General features: G+C 63.4%; 19 protein-coding genes. 12 read left to right on the forward strand and 7 right to left on the reverse strand.

The window, feature by feature from the left end; all coding sequences use genetic code 11:
• The first annotated feature begins 115 nt into the window (after nucleotides 1-115).
• From QM797_RS00945 to QM797_RS00960, 4 genes are read left to right on the forward strand one after another with little or no spacing between them, the layout of a single operon-like run.
• Nucleotides 116-1,249 carry a VOC family protein gene (locus tag QM797_RS00945; protein WP_283273265.1) on the forward strand — a complete coding sequence of 378 codons (1,134 nt, stop codon included), beginning with the start codon at nucleotides 116-118 and terminating at the stop codon, nucleotides 1,247-1,249.
• On the forward strand, nucleotides 1,246-2,181 hold the full coding sequence (locus QM797_RS00950; protein ID WP_283273267.1) for a fumarylacetoacetate hydrolase family protein: 936 nt from the start codon (nucleotides 1,246-1,248) through the stop codon (nucleotides 2,179-2,181). The genes QM797_RS00945 and QM797_RS00950 overlap by 4 nt, the downstream gene beginning before the upstream one ends.
• Nucleotides 2,178-3,785, forward strand: coding sequence for a bifunctional 3-(3-hydroxy-phenyl)propionate/3-hydroxycinnamic acid hydroxylase MhpA (gene mhpA, locus QM797_RS00955; protein WP_283273268.1), 1,608 nt, complete (start codon nucleotides 2,178-2,180; stop codon nucleotides 3,783-3,785). Before QM797_RS00950 ends, mhpA begins: the two co-directional genes overlap by 4 nt.
• The gene (locus QM797_RS00960) at nucleotides 3,782-4,597 is read left to right on the forward strand and encodes an SDR family oxidoreductase (protein ID WP_283273269.1); all 816 of its coding nucleotides are present in this window, start codon (nucleotides 3,782-3,784) and stop codon (nucleotides 4,595-4,597) included. The genes mhpA and QM797_RS00960 overlap by 4 nt, the downstream gene beginning before the upstream one ends.
• Here the strand turns inward: QM797_RS00960 and QM797_RS00965 are convergent.
• The 3 genes from QM797_RS00965 to QM797_RS00975 form a co-directional block, all read right to left on the reverse strand.
• On the reverse strand, nucleotides 4,594-5,697 hold the full coding sequence (locus QM797_RS00965; protein ID WP_502942285.1) for a lipase family protein: 1,104 nt from the start codon (nucleotides 5,695-5,697) through the stop codon (nucleotides 4,594-4,596). The genes QM797_RS00960 and QM797_RS00965 overlap by 4 nt on opposite strands.
• A 53-nt stretch (nucleotides 5,698-5,750) precedes the next feature.
• Nucleotides 5,751-6,878 carry a Nickel transporter NicT gene (gene nicT, locus QM797_RS00970; protein WP_283273271.1) on the reverse strand — a complete coding sequence of 376 codons (1,128 nt, stop codon included), beginning with the start codon at nucleotides 6,876-6,878 and terminating at the stop codon, nucleotides 5,751-5,753.
• Between the two features lie 123 nt (nucleotides 6,879-7,001).
• Complete coding sequence (locus QM797_RS00975) at nucleotides 7,002-7,619, reverse strand: SACE_7040 family transcriptional regulator (RefSeq protein ID WP_283273272.1); 618 nt, start codon at nucleotides 7,617-7,619, stop codon at nucleotides 7,002-7,004.
• Nucleotides 7,620-7,709: 90 nt separating this feature from the next.
• Between QM797_RS00975 and QM797_RS00980 the strand changes: the two genes are divergently transcribed.
• From QM797_RS00980 to QM797_RS01000, 5 genes are read left to right on the forward strand one after another with little or no spacing between them, the layout of a single operon-like run.
• Entirely contained in the window at nucleotides 7,710-9,287 is a 1,578-nt protein-coding gene (locus tag QM797_RS00980; RefSeq protein WP_283273273.1) for a carboxyl transferase domain-containing protein, read from the forward strand.
• A 7-nt stretch (nucleotides 9,288-9,294) separates the two neighbouring features.
• Nucleotides 9,295-11,289 (forward strand): acetyl/propionyl/methylcrotonyl-CoA carboxylase subunit alpha, encoded by a 1,995-nt coding sequence (locus QM797_RS00985; RefSeq protein ID WP_283273274.1) that lies wholly within the window; start codon nucleotides 9,295-9,297, stop codon nucleotides 11,287-11,289.
• Nucleotides 11,286-12,452 carry an acyl-CoA dehydrogenase family protein gene (locus tag QM797_RS00990; RefSeq protein WP_283273275.1) on the forward strand — a complete coding sequence of 389 codons (1,167 nt, stop codon included), beginning with the start codon at nucleotides 11,286-11,288 and terminating at the stop codon, nucleotides 12,450-12,452. Before QM797_RS00985 ends, QM797_RS00990 begins: the two co-directional genes overlap by 4 nt.
• Complete coding sequence (locus QM797_RS00995) at nucleotides 12,449-12,934, forward strand: MaoC family dehydratase (protein ID WP_032377683.1); 486 nt, start codon at nucleotides 12,449-12,451, stop codon at nucleotides 12,932-12,934. Before QM797_RS00990 ends, QM797_RS00995 begins: the two co-directional genes overlap by 4 nt.
• Nucleotides 12,931-13,743 carry an HpcH/HpaI aldolase/citrate lyase family protein gene (locus QM797_RS01000; protein ID WP_283273276.1) on the forward strand — a complete coding sequence of 271 codons (813 nt, stop codon included), beginning with the start codon at nucleotides 12,931-12,933 and terminating at the stop codon, nucleotides 13,741-13,743. The genes QM797_RS00995 and QM797_RS01000 overlap by 4 nt, the downstream gene beginning before the upstream one ends.
• 434 nt (nucleotides 13,744-14,177) lie before the next feature.
• Here QM797_RS01000 and QM797_RS01005 read toward each other — a convergent pair whose 3' ends face one another.
• Nucleotides 14,178-14,582: a hypothetical protein gene (locus tag QM797_RS01005; RefSeq protein WP_283273277.1), complete on the reverse strand. Its 405-nt coding sequence runs from the start codon at nucleotides 14,580-14,582 to the stop codon at nucleotides 14,178-14,180.
• 165 nt (nucleotides 14,583-14,747) lie between these two features.
• Between QM797_RS01005 and QM797_RS01010 the strand changes: the two genes are divergently transcribed.
• Nucleotides 14,748-15,338, forward strand: coding sequence for a TetR/AcrR family transcriptional regulator (locus QM797_RS01010; RefSeq protein WP_283273278.1), 591 nt, complete (start codon nucleotides 14,748-14,750; stop codon nucleotides 15,336-15,338).
• Between the two features lie 66 nt (nucleotides 15,339-15,404).
• Here QM797_RS01010 and QM797_RS01015 read toward each other — a convergent pair whose 3' ends face one another.
• Genes QM797_RS01015 through QM797_RS01025 form a run of 3 tightly spaced genes read right to left on the reverse strand, consistent with a single transcriptional unit; the run spans nucleotide 15,405 to nucleotide 20,175 of the window.
• Nucleotides 15,405-16,874 (reverse strand): NAD-dependent succinate-semialdehyde dehydrogenase, encoded by a 1,470-nt coding sequence (locus tag QM797_RS01015; protein WP_283273279.1) that lies wholly within the window; start codon nucleotides 16,872-16,874, stop codon nucleotides 15,405-15,407.
• Entirely contained in the window at nucleotides 16,871-18,793 is a 1,923-nt protein-coding gene (locus tag QM797_RS01020) for an FAD-binding monooxygenase (RefSeq protein ID WP_283273280.1), read from the reverse strand. The genes QM797_RS01015 and QM797_RS01020 overlap by 4 nt, the downstream gene beginning before the upstream one ends.
• A gap of 2 nt (nucleotides 18,794-18,795) precedes the next feature.
• The gene (locus QM797_RS01025; protein ID WP_283273281.1) at nucleotides 18,796-20,175 is read right to left on the reverse strand and encodes an MFS transporter; all 1,380 of its coding nucleotides are present in this window, start codon (nucleotides 20,173-20,175) and stop codon (nucleotides 18,796-18,798) included.
• A 120-nt stretch (nucleotides 20,176-20,295) separates the two neighbouring features.
• Between QM797_RS01025 and QM797_RS01030 the strand changes: the two genes are divergently transcribed.
• Both QM797_RS01030 and QM797_RS01035 read left to right on the forward strand, forming a co-directional pair.
• The gene (locus QM797_RS01030; protein ID WP_283273282.1) at nucleotides 20,296-21,792 is read left to right on the forward strand and encodes a fumarylacetoacetate hydrolase family protein; all 1,497 of its coding nucleotides are present in this window, start codon (nucleotides 20,296-20,298) and stop codon (nucleotides 21,790-21,792) included.
• Nucleotides 21,789-22,460, forward strand: a complete 672-nt coding sequence (locus tag QM797_RS01035) for a GntR family transcriptional regulator (RefSeq protein WP_283273283.1) — start codon at nucleotides 21,789-21,791, stop codon at nucleotides 22,458-22,460. The genes QM797_RS01030 and QM797_RS01035 overlap by 4 nt, the downstream gene beginning before the upstream one ends.
• Nucleotides 22,461-22,467 lie beyond the last annotated feature (7 nt).

The following is a 22,467-nucleotide window of genomic DNA, read 5'->3' on the forward strand; positions in this document are numbered from 1 at the left end:
CTCTGTCTACGCTGATCTACCCGCTGACCCTTCCTCACCGTTGACGAATTTGTCAACACTCTTGACTGACCCTGTAGTCATAGGTGACGATAGTGTCAACAACGAGGGAGGGCTGATGGGACACGACGTCGACGGCCACAAGAACATGCATGTGGATCAGGGCGCGCTACCAGGCGAACACCCGGGGAAAGCCGCCGACCCGATCATCAAGGTGCGCGACATCGCCTGGCTCGAGTTCCGCAAACCCGATCTCGCCAAGGCCGAGGCGTTCGCCGTGGCGTTCGGATTCACCGTCTCACTGCGCACGTCCGAGGAGATTCACCTCCGCGGCACCCACATCGGCTCACCGTGCGTGATCATCCGACGCGGTAAGCGGACGCGTTTCGTCGGTGCAGCGTTTGCTGCCGCCCAGGATGCCGACGTCGTGCGGCTCGCCGAGGCCACTGGGCAGCGCGTCCACCGACTGCCCGACACCCTTGGCGGTATCGCCGTCACTCTGACCGATCCGGGCCGCCAGCCCGTTCAGGTCGTCTCGGGATACACCGAACACCCGGAGCTTCCGGGCCAGGACGCACACACCTACAACTTCGGCGATCCCCGCAACCGGGTGAACGCCACTCAGCGTCCACCGCATCAGCCGGCACGAGTACAACGACTCGGGCATGTGGTGCTGCAGCGAGTGGACTACCTGGAGAACCTGAACTGGTATCTGCATCACCTGGGACTGATCGTCAGCGATTTCCTCTACTACGACGGCCAACGCGACCGAGGCCCGGTGATGAGCTTCATCCGCTGCGATCGCGGCGGCATCCCGTCCGATCACCACACCCTGGCCATGACTCTCGGCCCGTCGGATCGATACGTGCACTCGGCGTATCAGGTGACCGACATCGACGCCATCGCCGCCGGTGGCGAATTCCTCACCGAGCGTGGGTACAAGCATTCCTGGGGGATCGGCAGACACATCCAGGGCAGCCAGATCTTCGACTACTGGCGTGATCCCGACGGTTTCCTGGTGGAGCATTTCAGCGACGGCGACATGTTCGACAGTTCGCTCGAACCCGGCTGGGCACCGATGACGGCGTCGGGCCTCGCACAGTGGGGCCCGCCCGCGTCCAAGGACTTTCTCGGAATCGCCCCGAGCAAAGCGTCTCTGCACGAACTGAAATCGATCCTCTCCTCGCTACGCAACGACAACGAATTCGACACCGAACGCCTTCGCGGCCTTATGAAAGTGGCTTCCTCATGAGCATCGCTGTACTTCGCACCGCCGACGCCTGGTGGGTCGAGATCCCGAACGGAGCGTCGCGCATCGACACTTCGGCAACCACCACTGCCGAGCTTCTCGCCGATCGCGCGGCCGTGGACGCAGCGCGCGCCGGCACCGATGTCGTTGCGGTGGAGACACTGTCGCTACTCTCCCCGGTCACAGCGCCGTGCCGCGTGATGGCGAACATGACCAATTTCGTCTCGCACGTCAAGGATTCGGGCATGAACCCCGAGACGGTGCCGCTGACGTTCTTCCGGAAGACCTCGGGTTCCATCAGCGGCCCCACCGACGACGTCGTCAAGCCGCCGCACGTGAAGCTTCTCGACTACGAAATCGAGATCGGTCTGGTGTTCGGCAAGACTCTGACCGTCGGCACCAAGATCGATGCCACCAATGTGGCCGAGTACGTTGCCGGACTCGTACTCACCAACGACGTCTCGGCGCGTGACGTGCAGCTGCCGAAAACCCAGTTCTACGAGGGCAAGTCGTATCCTACGTTCACGCCGGTAGGTCCACGATTGGTACTGCTCGAGCAGGGCGAGTTCGATCGATTCGGCGAGCTGGCCATGACGCTTCGAGTCAACGGCACTGTCCGACAGAATAGTACGGTCGCAGACATGATCTTCCGGCCGGTCGAATCGCTGGCAGCGTTGAGCAAGTTCCAGCGCATCGATCCCGGCGACCTGCTGCTCACCGGCACGCCCGGCGGTACCGCCCTCAAGGCCCCCGCCAAGCCGATCGAGATGATCGGGGCTCTGATTCCGCCGTCGGTCAAATGGAAGGTCTTCTTCAAGAAGCAGGCCAAGAATCCCGACTTCCTGCAGGACGGCGACGTCCTCGAACTGACGAGCTCGACTCCCGACGGAGCCCTGGATCTGGGGGTTCAGCGCACCCGGGTCTCCTACCGATGAGCGAACACGAGCCCGACGGCGCGCACCATCGGGTGGTGATCGTCGGCGCTGGGCCGACGGGGATGACCGCCGCGCTCCAGCTGGCCCGGTACGGCGTACCCACGCTCGTCCTCGACCGCTGGGCAGATGTCTATCCCCAGCCGCGCGCGGTCCACCTCGATGACGAGGTGTACCGCATTCTCGGCGACCTGGGACTGGGCGAGGACTTTGCAGCCATATCCCGTCCCGGACGCGGATTGCGGTTGTGCACCAGGGACATCAAGACCCTTGCCGAGTTCGAGCGCGATCCGGATGCTCGACCACACGGCTATCCGCAGGCCAACATGTTCGATCAACCCGAACTCGAGCGTCTGATGCGTTCTCACATCGCTCGCTACGACGGCATTGCGATGCGCGGCGGATGCGAGATCACCGATGTGCAGAATCTGAAAGACAGCGTCCGGGTTTCGTACACGTCCACCGAGGACGGAACGCCGCATTGGGTGACCGCCGACTACGTTCTCGGGTGCGACGGCGCCAACAGTATGGTGCGCAGGTCCATCGGCTCGAAGATGGAGGATCTCGGTTTCGAGCAGCGCTGGCTGGTCGTCGATATCGAGACCGATGTCGACCTCGATCAGTGGGACGGTGTGCACCAGGTGTGCGATTCCCAGAGATCGGCGACGTACATGCGCATCGGAACCACGCGCTACCGCTGGGAGTTCCAGATGCTCGATGGCGAAACCCTCGATGAGTTCACCGACCTCTCGGCCATCCACCCACTGATCGCACCGTGGTTCGTTGCGGCGGAGATCCCGGAGATGAAGCTGATTCGCAGTGCCGAGTACACCTTCAAGGCACAGATTGCCGATCGGTGGCGTGATCGGCGGGTCTTCGTCCTGGGCGACGCCGCTCATCTGACGCCGCCGTTCATCGGTCAGGGAATGGGAGCAGGCGTGCGCGACGCCCGCAACCTGGTGTGGAAGTTGGTCGGCGCACTCGACGGACACGTGCTCCAGTCCGCGCTGGACAGCTACGAGATCGAACGAAAGACGCACGCCAAGGCCATGATCAGGCTGGCCGTGATGATGGGGCGGGCCATGACCGGCGGGAGCAAGCTCACCGGCGTAATGCGGGCCAACATCGCGCCCGTCCTCGGACATCTTCCGATCATCGGCGACAAGGTCACCGCGAGCACCACGCCCTCGCTCGTCGGGTCGCACTACGTCCTGCGGTCGCCGATGCAGCCTCGCTCACTCGCCGGACAACTCTGCCCGAACAGCCTGTTGGACAATGGGATGCGGCTCGATGATTGCGCACCGGGGCAGTTCCTGTTTCTGGCGTCGACACCCCTGACCGTCGAGCAGCGACGCGAAGTCCAGCGGCGCGGTGCCGCAGTGGTGGAGGTGGCGGCCTCCTCCGAGCTCGGCCTGTGGCTGCGACGCGGCCGGGCGGTGGCGGCGATCGTGCGACCGGACCGCACCGTCATGGCGTCGGGCAAGTCGGTACCGGCCTTGCACACCCGAGTTCCGAGCACGACGCTCCGGCGCGCCGACCGACCGACACCGCCGGCTCCAGTCACTGCCCCGAAGACCAGAAGCATTGCAACCAAGAGGCGTAGATGAATACTGCAATTGTCACCGGAGCGACGTCCGGAATCGGCGAGGCCATCGCCGAGACTCTCATCGCTCGCGGCTTTCGCGTCATCGGGACGAGCCGCAACAGCTCGGCCGTGGTCGACCCCATTCCGGGCGTCGACTACCGCGATCTCGATCTGACGGATCCGGCATCGATTCGCGCATTCGTGAACGGTATCGGCGACACACCGATCGATGTGCTGATCAACAATGCCGGCGAAAGCCAGTGCGGACCGATCGAAGAACTCCCCATCGAGGCGATCACCCGGCTGTTCCAGCTCAACGTCTTCGGCGCGATCGAGCTGACCCAGGCCGTACTACCGGCGATGCGCGAGCGTGGACGCGGCAGAATAATCAACATCGGGTCGATGCTCGCCAGTTTTCCCCTGGCCTACCGTTCTTCGTACGCCGCGACCAAGGCTGCGATCAAGGGGTTCGCCACGGCGGCGCGGTTCGAGCTCGAGCCGTACGGAATCGACATCACAACAGTCGAACCCGGCTCGATTGCCACCGGACTCTCGGCGCGTCGCACCAAGTACTGCGGACCTCACTCACCGTATCTACGCGATTTCACCACGGTGATCGCACGGCTCGACGGCAAAGAGGCACAGGGCATTTCGGCCGAGACGGTCGCGAAAACTGTGCTGAGGGCGGTCGAGGACAAGAAGACCCTCCCGATCTACGCCGTCGGCAGCAATGCGCCCGCAGTATTTCTCGCCCAACGATTGCTGCCGCGCACCGTGCTCGAAAAGTTCACGGCCCGGGCATACGGCCTGCCCAGCAAGCGAGCGGTGAACTAGCGAAACAACTGTGCGACAAACGGAATCGTGTCGGCCTGAGATCGTACGAGCGCTCCGCTGTGGTCGGCGTCGTACGTCCGAAACGTCACCGGCTGGGCGTTCGCGGTGAGTCTGGCGACGTAGGCGGCGGTGGTCGGGAACGGGACATCGGTATCGCGCAGACCGTGGCCCATGAAGAACGGCTTGTCGAAACCTGCCTCGGGCATGGCCATGTAGTCGTCGAGCACTGCGGTGAATCCCGGCAGGCTGGTCAGCGGCGCGGTGAAGAAATCGCCGATCTTCACGCCGTCGAGTTGCTCCTCGAGATCGGCCACACACGCCGTCTCGGCCAGAGCCGCGTACTGCTTTCCGGCGGGGGTGAGGATACCGTCCAAGCCCAGCTCGGGGTGCGAATAGCGAAGAGCAGCAACGATGTACGCGACGTACGCGGTCAGACCTGCCGGCAGTGCAACCGGCGGCATACCCGGTCCACCGATCGAGACGAGCTTCTCGATGTACGCGGGGGTTCCGGTGCCGACTGCGCCCCGGTAGTCGAGATCCGGTCCACCGAATTCGGTGGCGTACCGAGCGGTGTAGATCGCTGCGCCGCCGCCCTGCGATTGACCGACCGCCACCCAGGATTTCGAGAGCTCACCCGAGTAGTTGCGGCCCGCCTTGACCATGTCGACAACGTTGTGTGCAGTGGTCCGCCCGTCCAGATATGCCTGCAGACCAGGCGTTCCGAGGCCTGCGTAATCACTGGCTACAACGGCGTATCCCTGCGCGATCCAGTTCGCGAGGTACGGCAGATCTCGTTCCGCCAACGCAGGTCCCGCGACGGACGGTGCGCACGAGTCACCGAGTCCGGACGTGCCGTGGGCCCACGAGATCACCGGCCAGCCGCCATCGGGGGCAGTGCCCTGCGGGAGGAAGACGGTGCCGGTGCTGAGCGCCTTCTCGCCGAACGTGTCGGTGGTGACGTAGGTGAGCACTTCGGCGGAGGACGAACCGGGAATCCAGAAGTCCTGTGGCAGCTCACGACTGGAGACGACGGAGCCGATGTCCTGAGTGATCGTCGGTGCTGCGTAAGCCGGGGACGCGAGCAGTGTCGAACTCGCCATGCTGCAGGCGAGCGCTACGACGACTGCGAGGCCACCGATCCGACGACGAGCAATCACTGGGTCTCCGTTGCATTCGAGTGTGCGAGCGCGCCACCGCGTTCGTCGATGCGCGCCACCTTGTAATACACGACCGCGCCGATCCAGACAACGAAGAACGTGCCGACGACGAGTTGGCCGGCGAGGTTGAGGTCGATGACGGCCAGTGCGTCCCACAGTCCACCGGTCAGCTCGAACTGCTCGGCAAGCAGGGTCAGCAGCTGCACCGTCCCGATCACCAGGGCTACGAAGACCGAGAGGCCCGTCATCGTCATGTTGTAGTAGATCTTGCGGACCGGGGTGACGAACGCCCAGCCGTACGCCTTGGACATGAAGATGCCGTCGATCGTGTCCATCGTGGTCATACCCGCGGCGAACAGGACCGGCAGCGCGATGATCGCCATCGGTGGGAGTCCGCCGGCGATAGCGGTCGTGCCGGCGATGGCGAGCAGGCCGACCTGAGTGGCGGTATCGAAACCGAGACCGAACAACAGCCCGAGCGGGTACATCTGCCACGAGTGGTTGATCATCTTGTCGTAGCGGCCCCGGAACAGTCGATTCATCAAGCCCCGCTTGGCCAGCAGCTCGTCGAGCCCGGCCTCGGTGAACTCACCGCGTTTCGCGCGCTGCCAGACTCCGACGATTCCAGCGAGGACCGCGATGTTCAGCGCGGCGATGAGATAGAGGAAAGTTCCGGACACCAACGTGCCGATGATGCCGCCGACCCCGGCGAAGGCATCCTGGAATGCCGTCGCCTGCGAGGCGACGAAGGCAATCGCGGCGACGAACACGAAGACGACGGTCGAGTGCCCGAGCGAGAAGAACAGCCCGACGGCCAACGGCCGCTTGCCCTTCTGCAGTAGAAAGCGGGTGGTGTCGTCGATGGCGGCAATGTGATCGGCGTCGAACGCGTGCCGCAGACCGAGGGTGTACGCCAGCACGCCCGCTCCGGCGTAGACGAGGGTGCCGTCGGCACCGGTCAGGCCGTGAATACTCGGAATGGAGTCGTAGTGGGTGAACAGCCCCCACCCGATCACATGCAGGGCGGCAATGAAGCCGGCCATCGCCAGCAGCCGAGGAACCTCGTCGAGAGTGAATCGACTCTGCCGTCTGCCGAGTTCGACACGCGATAGCTCAATCGTCATGTCGATCATTGTCTCCGATAACGACGATTTGCTCTTCCCTACAGCGCGCAGGTGACCTCAGCGCCCACTATTTCGGTCCGCAGGCGGGATCGCGATCGGTGAAGCGAATTGTGGGCGCTGAGGTCAGTGCGACACCCCCAGGGCCCCCAGCGTCATTGCCCGCAGTACCGGACGAGCATTTCGTGACGGACTGCGTCCCGCGCTGTAGGGCGTCGAGTTGATCAGGCCGAAGACCGCGTGCGCTGTGGTGCGCGCATCGGCCTCGTTCAACTCCGGGTCGACGGCACACAGCACCTCGACCCACAGTTCCACGTATTCGCGCTGCATTCGGCGCACCTTGCGACGCGCTCCCTCGGGCAGGCTTTGCAGGTCACGATCCTGAATGCGAATGAATGCGGGTGTCTCGAAAGCGAAATCGAGGTGGAAATCGACCAAGGCCGACACTGTGCCCGCGGCGACGGCCTCTCGGCCGACCACCTCGCGCCCGCCGTCGAGCAGATACTCCGAGATTCCGACCATCAATTCGACGAGCACCGCCTCCTTGTTCGGAAAATGGCGATAGACGGCCGGACCACTGATTCCGACTGCCGCACCCAGATCCTCGAGCCGCACGGAGGTGAACCCGCGATCGGCGAACAGCGATGCCGCGGCGTCGAGCAATTGCTGCCGACGCTCGGCCTTGCGTTGCTCGCGCACGGTCGTCGGCTTTTCCAACTCCTGCACCCCCTCGACCCTGGACACTCAGTTAATCGTAGTTTACTATCATGTCAGTTATCAACCATTAACTGAACTCCTGCGACACCGACGTCCGACCCCTAAGGCGTGCACCTCATGGCGATCGATACCGCTGCCAACCGCGCAGATCACGAGCTTCTCACCAGCGAACTCGCCGAACGGCTCGCCGCCGCAGCCCTCGGCGGCAACGAGAAGTCCCGGCAGCGGCACATCGCCCGCGGCAAGCTGCTCCCCCGCGACCGCGTCGACGAGCTGCTGGACCCGGGCAGCCCCTTCCTCGAAATCGCCCCACTGGCCGCCAACGGTCTGTACGACGACGAATGCCCCGGTGCCGGTGTCATCGCCGGCATCGGCCGCGTCTCCGGACGCGAGTGCGTGATCATCGCCAACGACGCCACCGTCAAGGGCGGCACCTACTACCCGATGACGGTCAAGAAGCATCTGCGCGCTCAGGAAATCGCGCTGCAGAACACCCTCCCGTGCATCTACCTCGTCGACTCCGGCGGCGCATTCCTGCCGCGCCAGGACGAGGTGTTTCCCGATCGCGACCACTTCGGCCGCATCTTCTTCAATCAGGCGACCATGAGCGCCAAAGGAATTGCACAAATTGCCGCCGTCATGGGCTCCTGCACCGCGGGCGGTGCCTACGTGCCTGCGATGAGCGACGAAGCGATCATCGTCAAGAACCAGGGCACGATCTTCCTCGGCGGCCCGCCACTGGTGAAGGCCGCGACCGGCGAGGTCGTCACGGCCGAAGAACTCGGCGGTGGTGATCTGCACTCGAAGATCTCTGGCGTCACCGACCATCTGGCCGACGACGATCGAGACGCACTGCGACGCGTGCGCCGCATCGTCTCCACCCTCGGGCCCCGCACCCCACGGCCATGGGACGTCGTCACCACCCGCGAGCCCGTCGCCGATCAGAGCGAGATCTACGACGTCGTCCCCACCGATCCTCGCACCCCGTACGACGTGCGTGAAGTGATCACCCGGGTGGTCGATGCAGGCGAATTCGACGAGTTCAAGGCCGAATACGGCAAGACGCTCGTCACCGGATTCGCCCACCTCCACGGCCATCCCGTGGGGATTATCGCCAACAACGGCGTCCTGTTCGCCGAATCTGCCATGAAGGGCGCACATTTCATCGAGCTGTGCGACAAGCGCAGTATCCCGCTGGTCTTCCTGCAGAACATCACTGGCTTCATGGTCGGCCGCGACTACGAGGCAGGCGGCATCGCCAAGCACGGCGCGAAGATGGTGACGGCCGTGGCCTGCGCCCGCGTCCCGAAGATCACCGTCGTCATCGGCGGCTCCTACGGCGCGGGCAATTACTCCATGTGCGGCAGAGCATATTCGCCCCGCTTCCTGTTCATGTGGCCGAACGCGCGTATCTCGGTGATGGGCGGTGAGCAGGCCGCATCGGTGCTCGCCACGGTGCGCAGCGACCAGCTCGATGCAGCGGGCAAGCCCTGGGGCGACGAAGACCAGGAAGCGTTCAAAGCTCCGATCCGGGATCAGTACGAGAGTCAGGGCAACCCCTACTACTCGACGGCCCGGCTCTGGGACGACGGCATCATCGACCCGGCCGATACCAGGCAGGTTCTCGGACTGGCTCTCTCGGCGTGCGCGAATGCGCCACTCGAGCCGGTCTCCTACGGCGTTTTCAGGATGTGAGAGACACATGACCACGATAGACACCATTCTGATCGCCAACCGAGGCGAGATCGCCGTCCGAGTGGCACGCACGCTGCGTCGCATGGGGATTCGCACCGTCGCCGTCTACAGCGATGCGGACGCCGACGCCCGGCACGTCCGCGAAGCCGATACCGCAGTACGACTCGGCCCCGCCAGCGCTCGCGAGAGCTACCTCGACATCGACAAGGTGATCGCTGCCGCGAAAGCCACCGGCGCGCAGGGAATTCATCCGGGATACGGCTTCCTGTCCGAGAACTCGGAGTTCGCAACGGCCTGTGCCGCTGCCGGAATCGCCTTCCTCGGGCCGCCGGCCAAGGCCATCGAAGTGATGGGCGACAAGATCGCCGCCAAGGCCGCCGTCAGCGCCTTCGGCGTCCCCGTCGTACCCGGAATTTCCCGACCGGGCCTGACTGACGAGGACCTCATCGCCGGCGCACCCGACGTCGGATTCCCCGTCCTGGTCAAGCCGTCCGCAGGTGGCGGTGGCAAGGGTATGCGTCTGGTCGAACGCGCTGAGGACCTCCCCGCGGCTTTGATCAGCGCTCGCCGTGAAGCGGCCTCCTCGTTCGGTGACGACACCCTCTTCCTCGAACGATTCGTGTTGCGGCCGCGGCACATCGAGGTGCAGATCCTCGCCGACGGACACGGCAACGTCATCCATCTCGGCGAGCGGGAATGCAGCCTGCAGCGGCGGCATCAGAAGGTCATCGAAGAGGCACCGTCACCGCTACTCGACGAACAGACCCGGGCGCGTATCGGCGAGGCCGCCTGCAACACCGCTCGCAGCGTCGACTACTCCGGTGCCGGCACAGTGGAATTCATCGTCTCGGCCGACAGCCCGGACGAGTTCTTCTTCATGGAGATGAACACCCGCCTGCAGGTCGAGCACCCGGTCACTGAGATGGTCACCGGACTCGACCTCGTCGAATGGCAGGTCCGGGTAGCTGCCGGTGAAGCGCTCACTCTGAGCCAGAACGACATTCAGCTGACCGGCCACGCTATCGAGGCCCGCGTCTACGCCGAGGATCCCGGCCGTGGATTCCTCCCCACCGGCGGCACCGTCGTCGGATTGCGAGAACCAACCGGCCCAGGCATCCGCGTCGACTCCGGCCTCGCCGTCGGAACCGAGGTGGGCAGCAACTACGACCCGATGCTCTCGAAGGTCGTCGCGTACGGCCCCGACCGCAGCACGGCGCTACGTAGCTTGGATCGGGCGCTCGCCGACACCGCCGTGCTCGGAGTCGTCACGAACATCGAGTTCGCGCGATTCCTGCTCGCCGACAACGACGTCCGAGCCGGCAACCTCGACACCGGGCTTCTCGACCGCCGAGTCGAGGATTTCGTCGCCGCAGAGGCAAGCGACGAGGCGCTGATCGCCGCGGCAGCCATCGCCTGGCTCGATGTGTGGCAGGCGGCAGGCCAGGACATCTGGGGTACGCCGTCGGGATGGCGAGTGGGAGCGCACGCTCCGTTTCACTGCCGTCTGGCATCCGGAGGGCGCACAGCTCACGTGTCCATCAACGGGACCCTCGATGCGGCGACGGTCGTAGTCGACGACGGAATGCCGCGCACCCTGCGCGCAGTGGCCACCGAAAATTCCGTGGATGTGGTGCTCGATGATCGACGCGAGACGATGACGTTCGCCCGAAGCGGTTCGGCCACCTGGGTTTCCAATCCTCGTGGCACCTGGCGTGTCGATCGGATTGCCGAGCCCAGTGTGCGCGAGAACGAAGCGCACTCCGGGGACGCCGAGATCCTCTCACCGATGCCGGGTTCGATCATCGCGATCGGAACCACCACCGGCAGTGCTGTCACCGCAGGCTCGGCCATCGTCGTCGTCGAGGCGATGAAGATGGAACACACTCTCACTACCCCGATCGACGGCACCGTCGAACTCACTGTTGCAGTGGGGGACCAGGTCCGCGTAGACCAGATCCTCGCCCGAATCGTTCCCACCGACCCCGAACAGGACCAGCCATGACCGATCATCTGTCTTCGTCGAATCTGCCCGACGAGTACCAGCAACTGGTGAAGTCCGTTGCCGACTTCACTCGAACGGTCGTCACGCCGGTCTCGGCGAAGCATGATGCCGAGCACTCGTTCCCGTACGAGGTCGTCGCCGGGATGGCCGAGATGGGCCTGTTCGGTCTGCCGTTCCCCGAGGAGTACGGCGGTATGGGCGGCGACTACTTCGCCCTGTGCCTGGCACTCGAAGAGCTCGGCAAGGTCGATCAGAGCGTCGCGATGACGCTCGAAGCCGGCGTCTCGCTCGGTGCCATGCCGGTGTATCGCTTCGGCAACGACGCCCAGAAGGAGCAGTGGCTACCCAAGCTCACCGCGGGTGAAGCCTTGGCCGCGTTCGGCCTCACCGAGCCCGGTGCCGGTAGTGACGCGGGCGGCACCAAGACCACCGCCAAGCGTGACGGCGGCGACTGGATCATCAACGGCAGCAAGCAGTTCATCACCAACTCCGGCACCGACATCACCGAACTCGTCACCGTCACCGCGGTGACCGGCGTCGACGAGACAACCGGACGCAAGCAGATCTCCTCGATCCTCGTCCCCACCGACACCCCCGGGTTCGTGGCCGAGGCTCCGTACAACAAGGTCGGCTGGAACGCGTCGGACACGCACCCGCTCAGCTTCACCGATGTGCGAGTGCCCCAGGAGAATCTGCTCGGCCAGGAAGGCCGCGGGTACGCGAACTTCCTGCACATCCTCGACGAAGGCCGCATTGCGATCGCCGCGGTATCGGTCGGAGCCGCGCAGGGCTGCGTCGACGAGAGCGTCAAGTACGCCAAGGAACGTGAAGCGTTCGGTCAACCTATCGGCCGCAACCAGGCGATCTCGTTCAAGATCGCTCGTATGGAGGCCCGCGCCCACACCGCGCGGACGGCGTACTACGACGCAGCGGCATTGATGTTGGCGGGCAAGCCGTTCAAGAAGGCAGCGTCCATCGCCAAGCTTGTCGCCTCCGAGGCTGCCATGGACAACGCGCGCGATGCCACGCAGATCCACGGCGGCTACGGTTTCATGAACGAGTACGTCGTCGCCCGTCACTACCGCGACAGCAAGATCCTCGAAATCGGCGAGGGTACAACCGAGGTTCAGCTGATGCTGATCGCCCGGAGCCTGGGACTGTGAGCGACAAGCGCATTCGGCAACGCGGCCTGTGGTTCGAGGAGATGGAGCTCGGCACCGTCTACGAACACCGTCCGGGACGGACCATCACCGAGGCCGACAACACGCTGTTCACCACGCAGACGATGAACACCCAAGCATTACACCTCGACGCAGCCTACAGCGAGACAACACCTTTCGGCCAGCGACTGGTGAACTCGATGTTCACGGTCTCGACCCTGGTCGGGTTGTCGGTGACGCAGTTGACCCAGGGCACCATCGTCGCCAATCTCGGCTTCTCCGAGGTCTCCTTTCCCAAGCCGCTGTTCCACGGCGACACGCTGTACGCGGAGACGGTGATCTCGGACAAGCGCGAGTCGAAGTCTCGCCCCGGCGAAGGCATCGTGACGTTCACCCACACCGGTCGAAATCAGCACGGGGACGTCGTCGCCATCGCGGTCCGCAAGACGCTGGTACGTATGCAACCTTCGGAGGACCCTTCGTGACCTGGGTTTCGACGGGGCCGGCATGGCTGTTCTGCCCGGCAGATCGGCCCGAGCGATACGAAAAGGCCGCAGCCCGAGCAGATGTGGTCATCCTCGATCTCGAAGACGCTGTCGGTTCCGCGGACAAGGCCGGAGCTCGCGAGTCCGTGGTGTCGACCGTTCTGGACCCATCGCGCACCATCGTCCGCATCAATGCGCACGGCACCGACGATCAGGCCGCGGATCTCCAGGCGTTGAAGCAGACCGAGTACACGACCGTCATGCTGCCCAAATGTGAATCGTCCGAACACATTTTCGCTCTGGCTCCGCTGAACGTCGTCGCGTTGATCGAATCTCCACTCGGTGCAATGACGGTGTTCGACGCACTCGCTGCCGACAACGCCATCGGTGCCATGTGGGGTGCCGAGGATCTGGTGGCCTCCATGGGTGGCAACTCGAGCAGGCTTTCCAACGGCCAGTATCGTGCTGTGGCGCAGCATGTTCGGTCGCAGACGCTACTGGCCGCGAAGGCGCGCGGGGTGTTCGCGCTCGATTCGGTGTTCCTCGATATCCCCGATCTCGACGGGGTCCGCGTGGAGGCCGACGACGCCGTGGCCGTCGGCTTCGACGGCAAGGTGGCCATTCACCCGAGCCACATCCCCGTCATTCGCCAGGCCTATGCGCCCACTGCCAAGGAAATCGACTGGGCCACCGCCGTACTCGACGCCGTCTCACACAATCGCGGCGTCTTCACCTTCCGTGGCCAGATGGTCGATGCCCCGGTGCTCGCGCATGCTCGACGCATCATCGCGCGTAGGCCGCCGAACTGAACACGGACTTCGGTTAGGCACGTGTACTGACCCACAGCATCACTACTGTGTAGCTCACCTCCAGCAGGGCTACCCCTATCGACAGCTCCATCGAAGACGTCGTGTAGGTCCGGCTCTGGACAGTGGCACCGTTCAAGTGATGCATCGAATGTATCGATCCCATCGCAGACAGGTGCACCGCCGACATCACGGTCGCCATCGTGGCGGATCGGGCCCACGCCCGCGGAGTGGGTCTGTGCACCAGGTGCCACCCGCACCACGCGCATCCTATGGCCAGGAGCGCGACGGCCACCTGCTGAACGGGGGTGAATGCACCGATCGACAAATATGAAGTGCCAGAACGACTACAGAGATTGCGAGGGCAATCGCACCGCGCACGCTGACCGGTTGCTCCGGACGCCGCCAGGACCCGACGGGCGCCCCGACCGCGTACGTCATTCGCGGTGACGCCCCATCTCTGCGTACAGGCGCGGTGAGCTCGACCGCAATCGGGTCGAGGCCATCACGCCGAGCACAGCGAAGACCAACAGAAGACTCGGCAGGATCCAGACCAACGCACCGCCGGATGCGATGAGAAGGCCGAAATTCGCAACCGCGTACGCCAGGATCGCGGTCAATGCCAACCCAGCGACGAGTGGAGCAACGAAGGTGCGCAGTATATTTCGATCCAGTTCTCGATTCTTGGCAAAGAAGGCGACGATCGCGAATGAGCACAGCGCCATCAGTGAGATCACGCCGAGAGTGCCGAGATTGGTCAGCCAGGTGAACATAGCGAGCACTGGGTCCTGAGAAGTGCTCGCGAACAGTGCGACGACGACGAGCGCAAGTGCCGACTGCAAGTGTTGTGCTGCAACGGTACCCGCATTTCCTACGTTTGTAGTAAATACTGGGCGTACTGTGTTGCCCGCATATTTCTGCTGGGTAAAACGCTGTGTAAATCTGGGGCAGGTAGGACGCGCGGAGGTGTCCGCGATTGAATGGACAGCACTGGAGGTGGTGCACGGATGCCCAAAAAAGTCGACCACGACGAGCGCCGGAGAGAAATTGTCGGCGCGGTGTGGCGGGTGCTGGCCGATCGCGGACTGTCGGCGCTGAGCATGCGCGCGATCGCCGATGAGGCCGGCTACGCCAACGGAGTGCTCGCCTACTATTTCGCGAACAAGAACGAGGTCCTACAGGTCGCGTACGAGCACGTCTACCACGCCACCAACGAGCGCGTCGACGCCGCGGCAGGCGATGCCCGCGGAGTCGATGCACTGCGCATTCTGTGCCGCGAGATCCTCCCGCTCACGGAGGAAAGCCTCCTGGAGGCCCGAATCGCCACGAGCTTGTGGCAGCGAGCGATGTACGACCCCGTGATAGGTCGAATCAACATCGACGCTTGGGCGGACTGGCGGATACGGATCACGGACTGTCTCCAGCAAGCCCTCGACGACGGACACATCCGCGAGACCGATGTCGTCGTGGCCGCGGACCGAGTGCTGTCCATGCTCATGGGCGTGCAAGTCATGGCCGTCCTCGATCCGGAGGCCATGACGTCCTCGCACCAGATGGGCATGCTCGAAGATTCCATCGGTGATCTCCTGCCGAAGTGAGGTGAACGATTCGCCGGGGTGGGTCGGCTGATTCCCACCCACCCCGGCGGATCGACGATTGCCGATTCATCCGAACGGCGATGGTGTGAGCGTGTACTTGGTCTGCAGGTATTCGTGGATTCCTTCGGCTCCGCCCTCGCGGCCGAGACCGGACATCTTCCATCCACCGAACGGTGCAGCCGCATTGGACACGACTCCGACGTTGAGACCCATCATTCCCGTGTGCAGACGCTCGATCATTCGTTGGCCGCGGGCGAAGTCCTCGGTGTAGACGTAGGACACCAATCCGTACTCGGTGTCGTTCGCACGCGCCACCGCCTCGTCCTCCGAGGCGAAGCTCGAGATGGCGAGAACGGGCCCGAATATCTCCTCGCGCATGATGTCGCTGCCGGGTTCCACATCGGTCAACACAGTCGGAGCGTAGAAGGTGCCCGCGCGCTCCACAGCGATTCCGCCCGTGGCGACGGTCGCGCCGCGCTGTACTGCATCGCGGACCAACTCGCCGGCTTTCCGAACGCCTCCTGCATCGATGAGAGGGCCGATCGTGACGCCGTCCTCGGTGCCGCGTCCGATCGTGAAGCTTTCGACCTTCTCGGTGACCCGACGGGTGAACTCCTGCACTACGGACTCGTGCACGATGAATCGATTGGCTGCCGTGCACGCCTGACCGATATTGCGAAATTTGGCGGCGATTGCGCCGTCGACCGCTTTGTCGAGATCGGCGTCGCCGAACACGACGAACGGAGCATTTCCGCCCAGCTCCATCGATGTCCGCAGCACCCCGGTTGCGGCCTGACGCATCAAGTTCTGACCTACCGGCGTCGAGCCGGTGAAGGAGAGCTTGCGCAGTCGTGGGTCGGCGATGATCGGCTCCGACAATGCCGACGACGAGGACGTGGTGACCACGTTGACCACACCATCGGGAAGTCCGGCTTGCCGGAGAACCTCGACGAGCAGCAACGTCGTCAAAGGAGTCAGCGCAGCCGGCTTCACCACGACTGTGCAACCCGCGGCCAGGGCGGGCGCGATCTTTCGAGTGGCCATGGCCAACGGGAAGTTCCACGGCGTGATCAGAAAGCACGGCCCGACCGGATGCTGGGTGACGTACATCCGGCCGGTGTTCTCCGGATTCGGGCCGTACCGTCCTTGAACGCGGTTGGTCTCCTCACTGAACCAACGCAGAAATTCACCTCCGTACGCCACCTCTCCCCTGGCTTCGGCAAGGGGCTTACCCATCTCGATAGTCATGAGCAGCGCAAAATCCTCCCGCCGCTCCTGCAACAGATCGAACGCCCGACGTAGAATCTCGGCGCGTCGACGGGCAGGAGTGTCCGCCCACGACGCGGCTGCTGCGACGGCAGCGTCCAGGGCCGCCATGCCGTCCTCCGGAGTAGCATCGGCGATCTCGCGGATGACCTCACCGGTTGCCGGATCATGCACGCGGAGAGTGGTATTCGATTCCGACGGGCGCCACTTGCCGGCGATAAACAAGCCATTGGGGACCGAGGCCAATAGTTCGTTCTCGATATCGGTCATACCAGTTCCTTTGCGACGGTTGCGTTCTGCGCCAGCATGTTCTCACCGAAGAAAGCGGCCAGTTCGGCGGTGGCATCGAGTGGGAGTATCTGCGCTACGTACTGGTCCGGCCTGACCACTACAATTGCCCCGTTTCGGTCTATTCCGCGCTCCTCGAATATGTCGACGACCGGATCCACGGCGTAGACCTTCTCGTAATCGACGAGCCCGAACGGACCTCCCACGGGAAGAAAGATCGACTGCACTGCGCCGAGATCGACCGCAGTGTGGACCTGCTGATAGACGACTTTGATGTCGAAACGACTGTCGATGTCGGCCCCGATCGGGGTGTAACGGACAACCGGCGATTCCGGTGCCGTCGACAACCAGTGCGCCAACGCGTCCAGCGTCCGACTGGATGAATGGATACCCGCAGCAACAGAGTCGGCGAAAACGTATATCCGCCAACGCCCATCGGCGCGGTGGTGGTGACCCAGATGCACCGGATTGGCGTCGCACACACGCACGACCGGTACCGACTTGAACCGCTTTCCGACCGAAAAGCCCGTGGCCAGATGTTGATTCGCGGTATCGCCGACGATCATCGAGCGGTCGTACTCGGTCATGAATCCGGCCGGGAACTCAGCTGTCTTGACGTAGAACTCTTCGAGTTCCGAAGGGTTTTCGAAGTCCTCGGGCCGCTTCGCCATCATCGTCGACCATTCCTTGTCGAAGTCGATCAGGTTCTGTGCGATGACCTGCCGCTCCGCGTTGTACGTCGAGAGCAGACGCTCCGGGCTGCGCCCTTCGAGTACGTGGCCGAGCTTCCAGGCAAGGTTGAATCCGTCCTGCATGGATACGTTCATGCCCTGCCCGGCCTTGGCGCTGTGCGTATGACATGCGTCTCCGGTGATGAACACGTGTGGCGTTCGGGTACCCACCTGCTCTGCCGGTACGTCGTCGAACCGGTCCGTGACACGATGGCCTACCTCGTAAACACTGTGCCACGCAACATCTTTTACATCGAGCGTATACGGATGCATGATCTCGTTCGCCTGAGCGATGATGTCCTCGATACTCGTATTACGCACACTGCGGTTGTCGTTCTCGGCGACCTCACCGAGATCGACGTACATGCGGAACAGGTGCCCTCCCTCGCGTGGGATGTGCAGGATGCTGCCACCGGAACCGGACTGGATCGCACACTTGGTCCTGATGTCGGGGAAATCTGTGACGGCAAGGACGTCCATGACTCCCCAGGCATGAAATGCTTTGTTCCCCAATGGAGTGCACCCGATGGTGTCGCGTACGGCGCTGCGCGCACCATCGGACCCCACGACATATTTGGCGCGCACGGTACGCAGGCGACCCGCCGAATCGCCGCCGTTCTGCTTCAGGGTCACAGTGACCGGATATTCTCCGTCGCCAACCTCAAGAGTGCAGAACTCGTATCCGAAATCCGGCTTCATTCGCGTAGGAGCATTGGCCATGACCTCGGCGAAGTAGTCGAGAACCCGGGCTTGGTTGACGATCAGATGCGGAAACTCGCTGATCCCGGTTGCATCGTCGGGCGTTCGCGCGGCACGCACGATCTTGCTCGGGTCGTTCGGATCCGGCTTCCAGAACGCCATTTCGGTGATGCGGTATGCCTCGGCGGTGATTCGGTCCGCAAACCCGAAGGCCTGGAACGTCTCGACGCTGCGCGCCTGAATGCCGTCCGCCTGCCCGATGGCAAGTCGGCCCGTCCGCTTCTCGACGATTCGTGTTGTCACCGTGGGAAATTGCGAGAGCTGTGCGGCGGTGATCATCCCGGCAGGTCCGGTACCGACGATGAGTACATCGACCTCGTCGGGAAGATCGTCGGGTCGGTTGACTCCGGTTCCCGCAGCAGTCGCGATCCGCGGGTCACCCGAGACATAACCGTGGTGGTGAAATTGCATTGTCAGACCTTCGCCAATCTTCTGATAGGGCTTACCGATTGTTCGCTTTCGTGATCCGGTCCCAGAGGAATTCCGCTGCGGTCGCGCAGCAGGAGCGTGGCCACCAGACTTAACAGGACCATGATCACGAGATATACGGTGACGGCGGTTGTCGTTCCGGTTGCACGCACGAGGGCTGCAGCGATGGTCGGAGCGAAGGCTCCGCCGATGATGGCTCCGATCGCATAGGAAATCGACACTCCCGAGAATCGAACCGACGCAGGGAACAACTCCGCATACAGCGCCGCCTGCGGACCGTAGGTGAATCCGAGGCCGACTGTGGTGAACACCAGACCCAGCAACAAAATCCAGACGCTACCGGTGTTCACCAGAGTGAACAGTGGAATCAGCGCAGCAAGTAGCAGAATCCAGCCGATCACATACGTGGACCGACGGCCGATGCGATCGCTCACCCAGGCGCCTACCCAGGTGAAGATCAGCCAACTCAGCGCCGATCCCGCTACCGCCCACAGCACCGGACCGCGATCGAGGCCCACCGGGCCGGCGGGGTTGGTCGCGTAGTTCTGGATGTAGCCACCGGTGGTCATGTACCCCACCGCACTGTTGCCCGCGAACACCAGCGCCGCAACGATGACCAGCCTCCAATGATTGCGGAAGAGCTCGACGATGGGTGTTTTCGTCTGCTCCTTGCGCTGGGCGATCTCGAGGAAGACCGGGCTCTCCTCGACGCGTCGACGAATGTAATGCCCGATCAGAATCAGTACGACGGAAAACAGGAACGGCACTCGCCAACCCCACTGCTCGAAGGCCTCACCGGGAGCGATGATCGTCATCAGCGCCATCACGCCGGAAGCGAGCAACAGACCCAACGGAACTCCTACCTGCGGGGAGGCCCCGTAGACGCCACGCTTGTGGTCGGGGGCATGTTCGACGGCCATCAGAACCGCGCCGCCCCACTCACCACCGGCTGAAATGCCCTGCAGGATACGAAGAACGATGAGCAGGATTGGTGCGGAGACACCGATTGCGCTGTACGTCGGCAGCAGTCCGACCAAGCTGGTCGCGACACCCATCATCACCAGCGTGACCATCAGCACGACTCGGCGGCCGTAGCGGTCTCCATAGTGCCCGGCCAGGAATGCACCGAGTGGACGGAATAGAAAGCTGATGCCGACCGTCAGAAACGACAGGATCGTCGCGACTCCGTTGCCTGCTGGTCCGAAGAACAGGTTGCCGAATACGAGGCCGGCCGCGGCTGCGTAGATGAAGAAGTCGTACCACTCGACAGTTGTTCCCACCACGGCTGCGAAAACAACGCGTCGACGTTCGCGCTCGGTGATGGGGCTGCCGTGGTCCAACGGTTGCCGGGGCGGGTTGATCATGGCTACTCCTCGATTGAGTGTGCGCACGTGTCAGGGGACACGGTGGGAGGTCATTGCGACTTAGATCACTCATCGTATACGATCTGAGATATGATGCAAGAGTCGCTATCGAGGAGGACCATGACGACGCACAGCCACTCTGCAGCCGAACAAACCACACCGGGCGCGCTGTCCAGACCCGGCAAAATCGTTGCGGTACACCTGAGTTACGCCTCACGCGCAGATCAGCGTGGGCGTCGACCGGAGAACCCCTCGTACTTCTTCAAGCCGTCGAGTTCCGTGGGATCCACCGGTGGAACGATAGAAAAGCCCTTGGGTACGGAGCTACTGGCTTTCGAGGGCGAGATTGCGTTGGTGATCGGAACGGCTGCACGCACGGTGTCGATCGACGCGGCCTGGAGTCATATCGCGGGGGTCACCGCGGCCAACGACTTCGGACTGTACGACCTCCGCGCACCCGACAAAGGGTCCAACGTCAGGTCGAAGGGCCGTGACGGGTACACACCGCTCGGCCCCGGCGTCATCGACGCCACCTCGGTCAGCCCCACCGAGCTTCGATTGCGCACTTGGGTCAACGGCGAGCTCGTCCAGGACGACACCACCGCAGATCTCATCTTTTCCCTCCCTCGGCTCGTTGCAGACCTGTCTCAGCACTTCACGTTGGAACCGGGCGACATCATTCTCACCGGTACCCCTGCGGGCTCCTCTGTGGTCTCCACCGGCGACGTCGTGGAGGTCGAAGTCGATGCCCCCGGAGGCCATACGTCCGGCCGGCTCGTCACGACAGTCGTTGCGGGCACCACCGAATTCGACAGCACTCTCGGATCCACCCCTTCGGTGGACGATGCCCAGCGCGCCGACGCGTGGGGTTCACCCGAAGCTGCGGGGCTGAAGTCGGCGGCACGCCCTGGCCTGGCTACAGAGTTGCGCGAGAAGCTCACTCGCGTACCGGTTGCGGGCCTGTCCGCACAGCTACGCAAGCGCGGTCTGAACAACGTGTCGATCGATGGAGTTCACGCTCTGACGCCGGGCACGAAGATCGTCGGCGTGGCCCGCACGCTGCGGTTCGTGCCCAACCGCGAGGACCTGTTCGTCTCACACGGCGGCGGCTACAACGCACAGAAGCAAGCGTTCGACGCGGTGTCCGACGGTGAGATCATCGTGATCGAGGCTCGCGGAGAGCTCGGCTCGGGAACACTCGGCGACATCCTCGCGCTGCGCGCACAGTCGCGCGGTGCAGCCGGCGTCGTTACCGACGGTGGAGTACGCGATCGTGATGCAGTTGCAGATATCGGCTTGCCGGTATTCGCGGCGACGGCCCACCCCGCAGTTCTGGGCCGACGCCACGTGCCCTGGGACCACGACCTGACCATCGGCTGCGGTGGCGCAACGGTCCAACCCGGCGACATCATCGTCGGTGACGGCGACGGCGTCATCGTGATTCCCCCGGCACTGGCTGCCGAAGTCGCCGACGCCGCCCTCGCCCAGGAGGAACAAGACGCATGGGTGGCCGATCAGGTCGCTGCCGGGCATGCACTCGACGGACTGTTTCCGCCCAATGAAGAGTGGAAGCAGAAGTACGAGACCTGGCGGCAGAACCAAGGAGCGCAACAGTGACCCAGAGCAAATCGCAGATTGCGTATCACTACGTCAAAGAGCGGATCTCACTCCAGGAGTACACACCGGGCTACCGGTTGGTACTCGGCTCCATAGCCAAGGAACTCGAGATGAGCGTCGTGCCCGTCCGCGAAGCGATCAGGCAGCTCGAAGCCGAGGGCATGGTGACGTTCGAGCGCAATGTCGGTGCGCATGTCGCGATGGTCGATGACACCCAATACCGCTACAGCATGCAAAGTTTGAGCATTCTGGAAGGCGCAGCCACCGCGTTGGCTGCGCGACGACTCTCCGAGGACGACCTACGCCGGGCCCGATCGGTGAACGATCGGATGATCGAGTCCTTGCAACATTTCGACCCCAAGCAGTTCACTTTGCTCAATCAGGAGTTTCACAAGATCTTGTACGCGAAGTGCGTCAATCCCCGAATGTTGACGCTCGTCGAAGCCGAATGGGGACGTCTCGGTCATCTGCGAGCGTCGACCTTCGCGTTCGTTCCTGGCCGGGCCAACGAATCGGTCAACGAACACGAGAACATCGTCCGTCTCATAGAGATCGGGGCCCCGCTGGGAGAGATCGAGAAGGCCGCCCGCCGACATCGATCCGCAACCCTGGACGCCTACCTGATCCACGAGCACCCCGACGAGACACTCGGCCTTCCTGCCTACTGACTACGAC

Source organism: Rhodococcus sp. IEGM 1381 (genome assembly GCF_030056795.1).
GTDB lineage: Bacteria > Actinomycetota > Actinomycetes > Mycobacteriales > Mycobacteriaceae > Rhodococcoides.

What these genes read in the sequence shown, in the direction of transcription:
- QM797_RS00945 (WP_283273265.1), top strand. Translation starts at nt 116, where the DNA reads ATGGGACACGACGTCGACGGCCACAAGAACATGCATGTGGATCAGGGC.
- QM797_RS00950 (WP_283273267.1), top strand. Translation starts at nt 1,246, where the DNA reads ATGAGCATCGCTGTACTTCGCACCGCCGACGCCTGGTGGGTCGAGATC.
- mhpA (WP_283273268.1), top strand. Translation starts at nt 2,178, where the DNA reads ATGAGCGAACACGAGCCCGACGGCGCGCACCATCGGGTGGTGATCGTC.
- QM797_RS00960 (WP_283273269.1), top strand. Translation starts at nt 3,782, where the DNA reads ATGAATACTGCAATTGTCACCGGAGCGACGTCCGGAATCGGCGAGGCC.
- QM797_RS00965 (WP_502942285.1), bottom strand. Translation starts at nt 5,697, where the DNA reads ATGGCGAGTTCGACACTGCTCGCGTCCCCGGCTTACGCAGCACCGACG.
- nicT (WP_283273271.1), bottom strand. Translation starts at nt 6,878, where the DNA reads ATGACGATTGAGCTATCGCGTGTCGAACTCGGCAGACGGCAGAGTCGA.
- QM797_RS00980 (WP_283273273.1), top strand. Translation starts at nt 7,710, where the DNA reads ATGGCGATCGATACCGCTGCCAACCGCGCAGATCACGAGCTTCTCACC.
- QM797_RS00985 (WP_283273274.1), top strand. Translation starts at nt 9,295, where the DNA reads ATGACCACGATAGACACCATTCTGATCGCCAACCGAGGCGAGATCGCC.
- QM797_RS00990 (WP_283273275.1), top strand. Translation starts at nt 11,286, where the DNA reads ATGACCGATCATCTGTCTTCGTCGAATCTGCCCGACGAGTACCAGCAA.
- QM797_RS01010 (WP_283273278.1), top strand. Translation starts at nt 14,748, where the DNA reads ATGCCCAAAAAAGTCGACCACGACGAGCGCCGGAGAGAAATTGTCGGC.
- QM797_RS01015 (WP_283273279.1), bottom strand. Translation starts at nt 16,874, where the DNA reads ATGACCGATATCGAGAACGAACTATTGGCCTCGGTCCCCAATGGCTTG.
- QM797_RS01020 (WP_283273280.1), bottom strand. Translation starts at nt 18,793, where the DNA reads ATGCAATTTCACCACCACGGTTATGTCTCGGGTGACCCGCGGATCGCG.
- QM797_RS01025 (WP_283273281.1), bottom strand. Translation starts at nt 20,175, where the DNA reads ATGATCAACCCGCCCCGGCAACCGTTGGACCACGGCAGCCCCATCACC.
- QM797_RS01030 (WP_283273282.1), top strand. Translation starts at nt 20,296, where the DNA reads ATGACGACGCACAGCCACTCTGCAGCCGAACAAACCACACCGGGCGCG.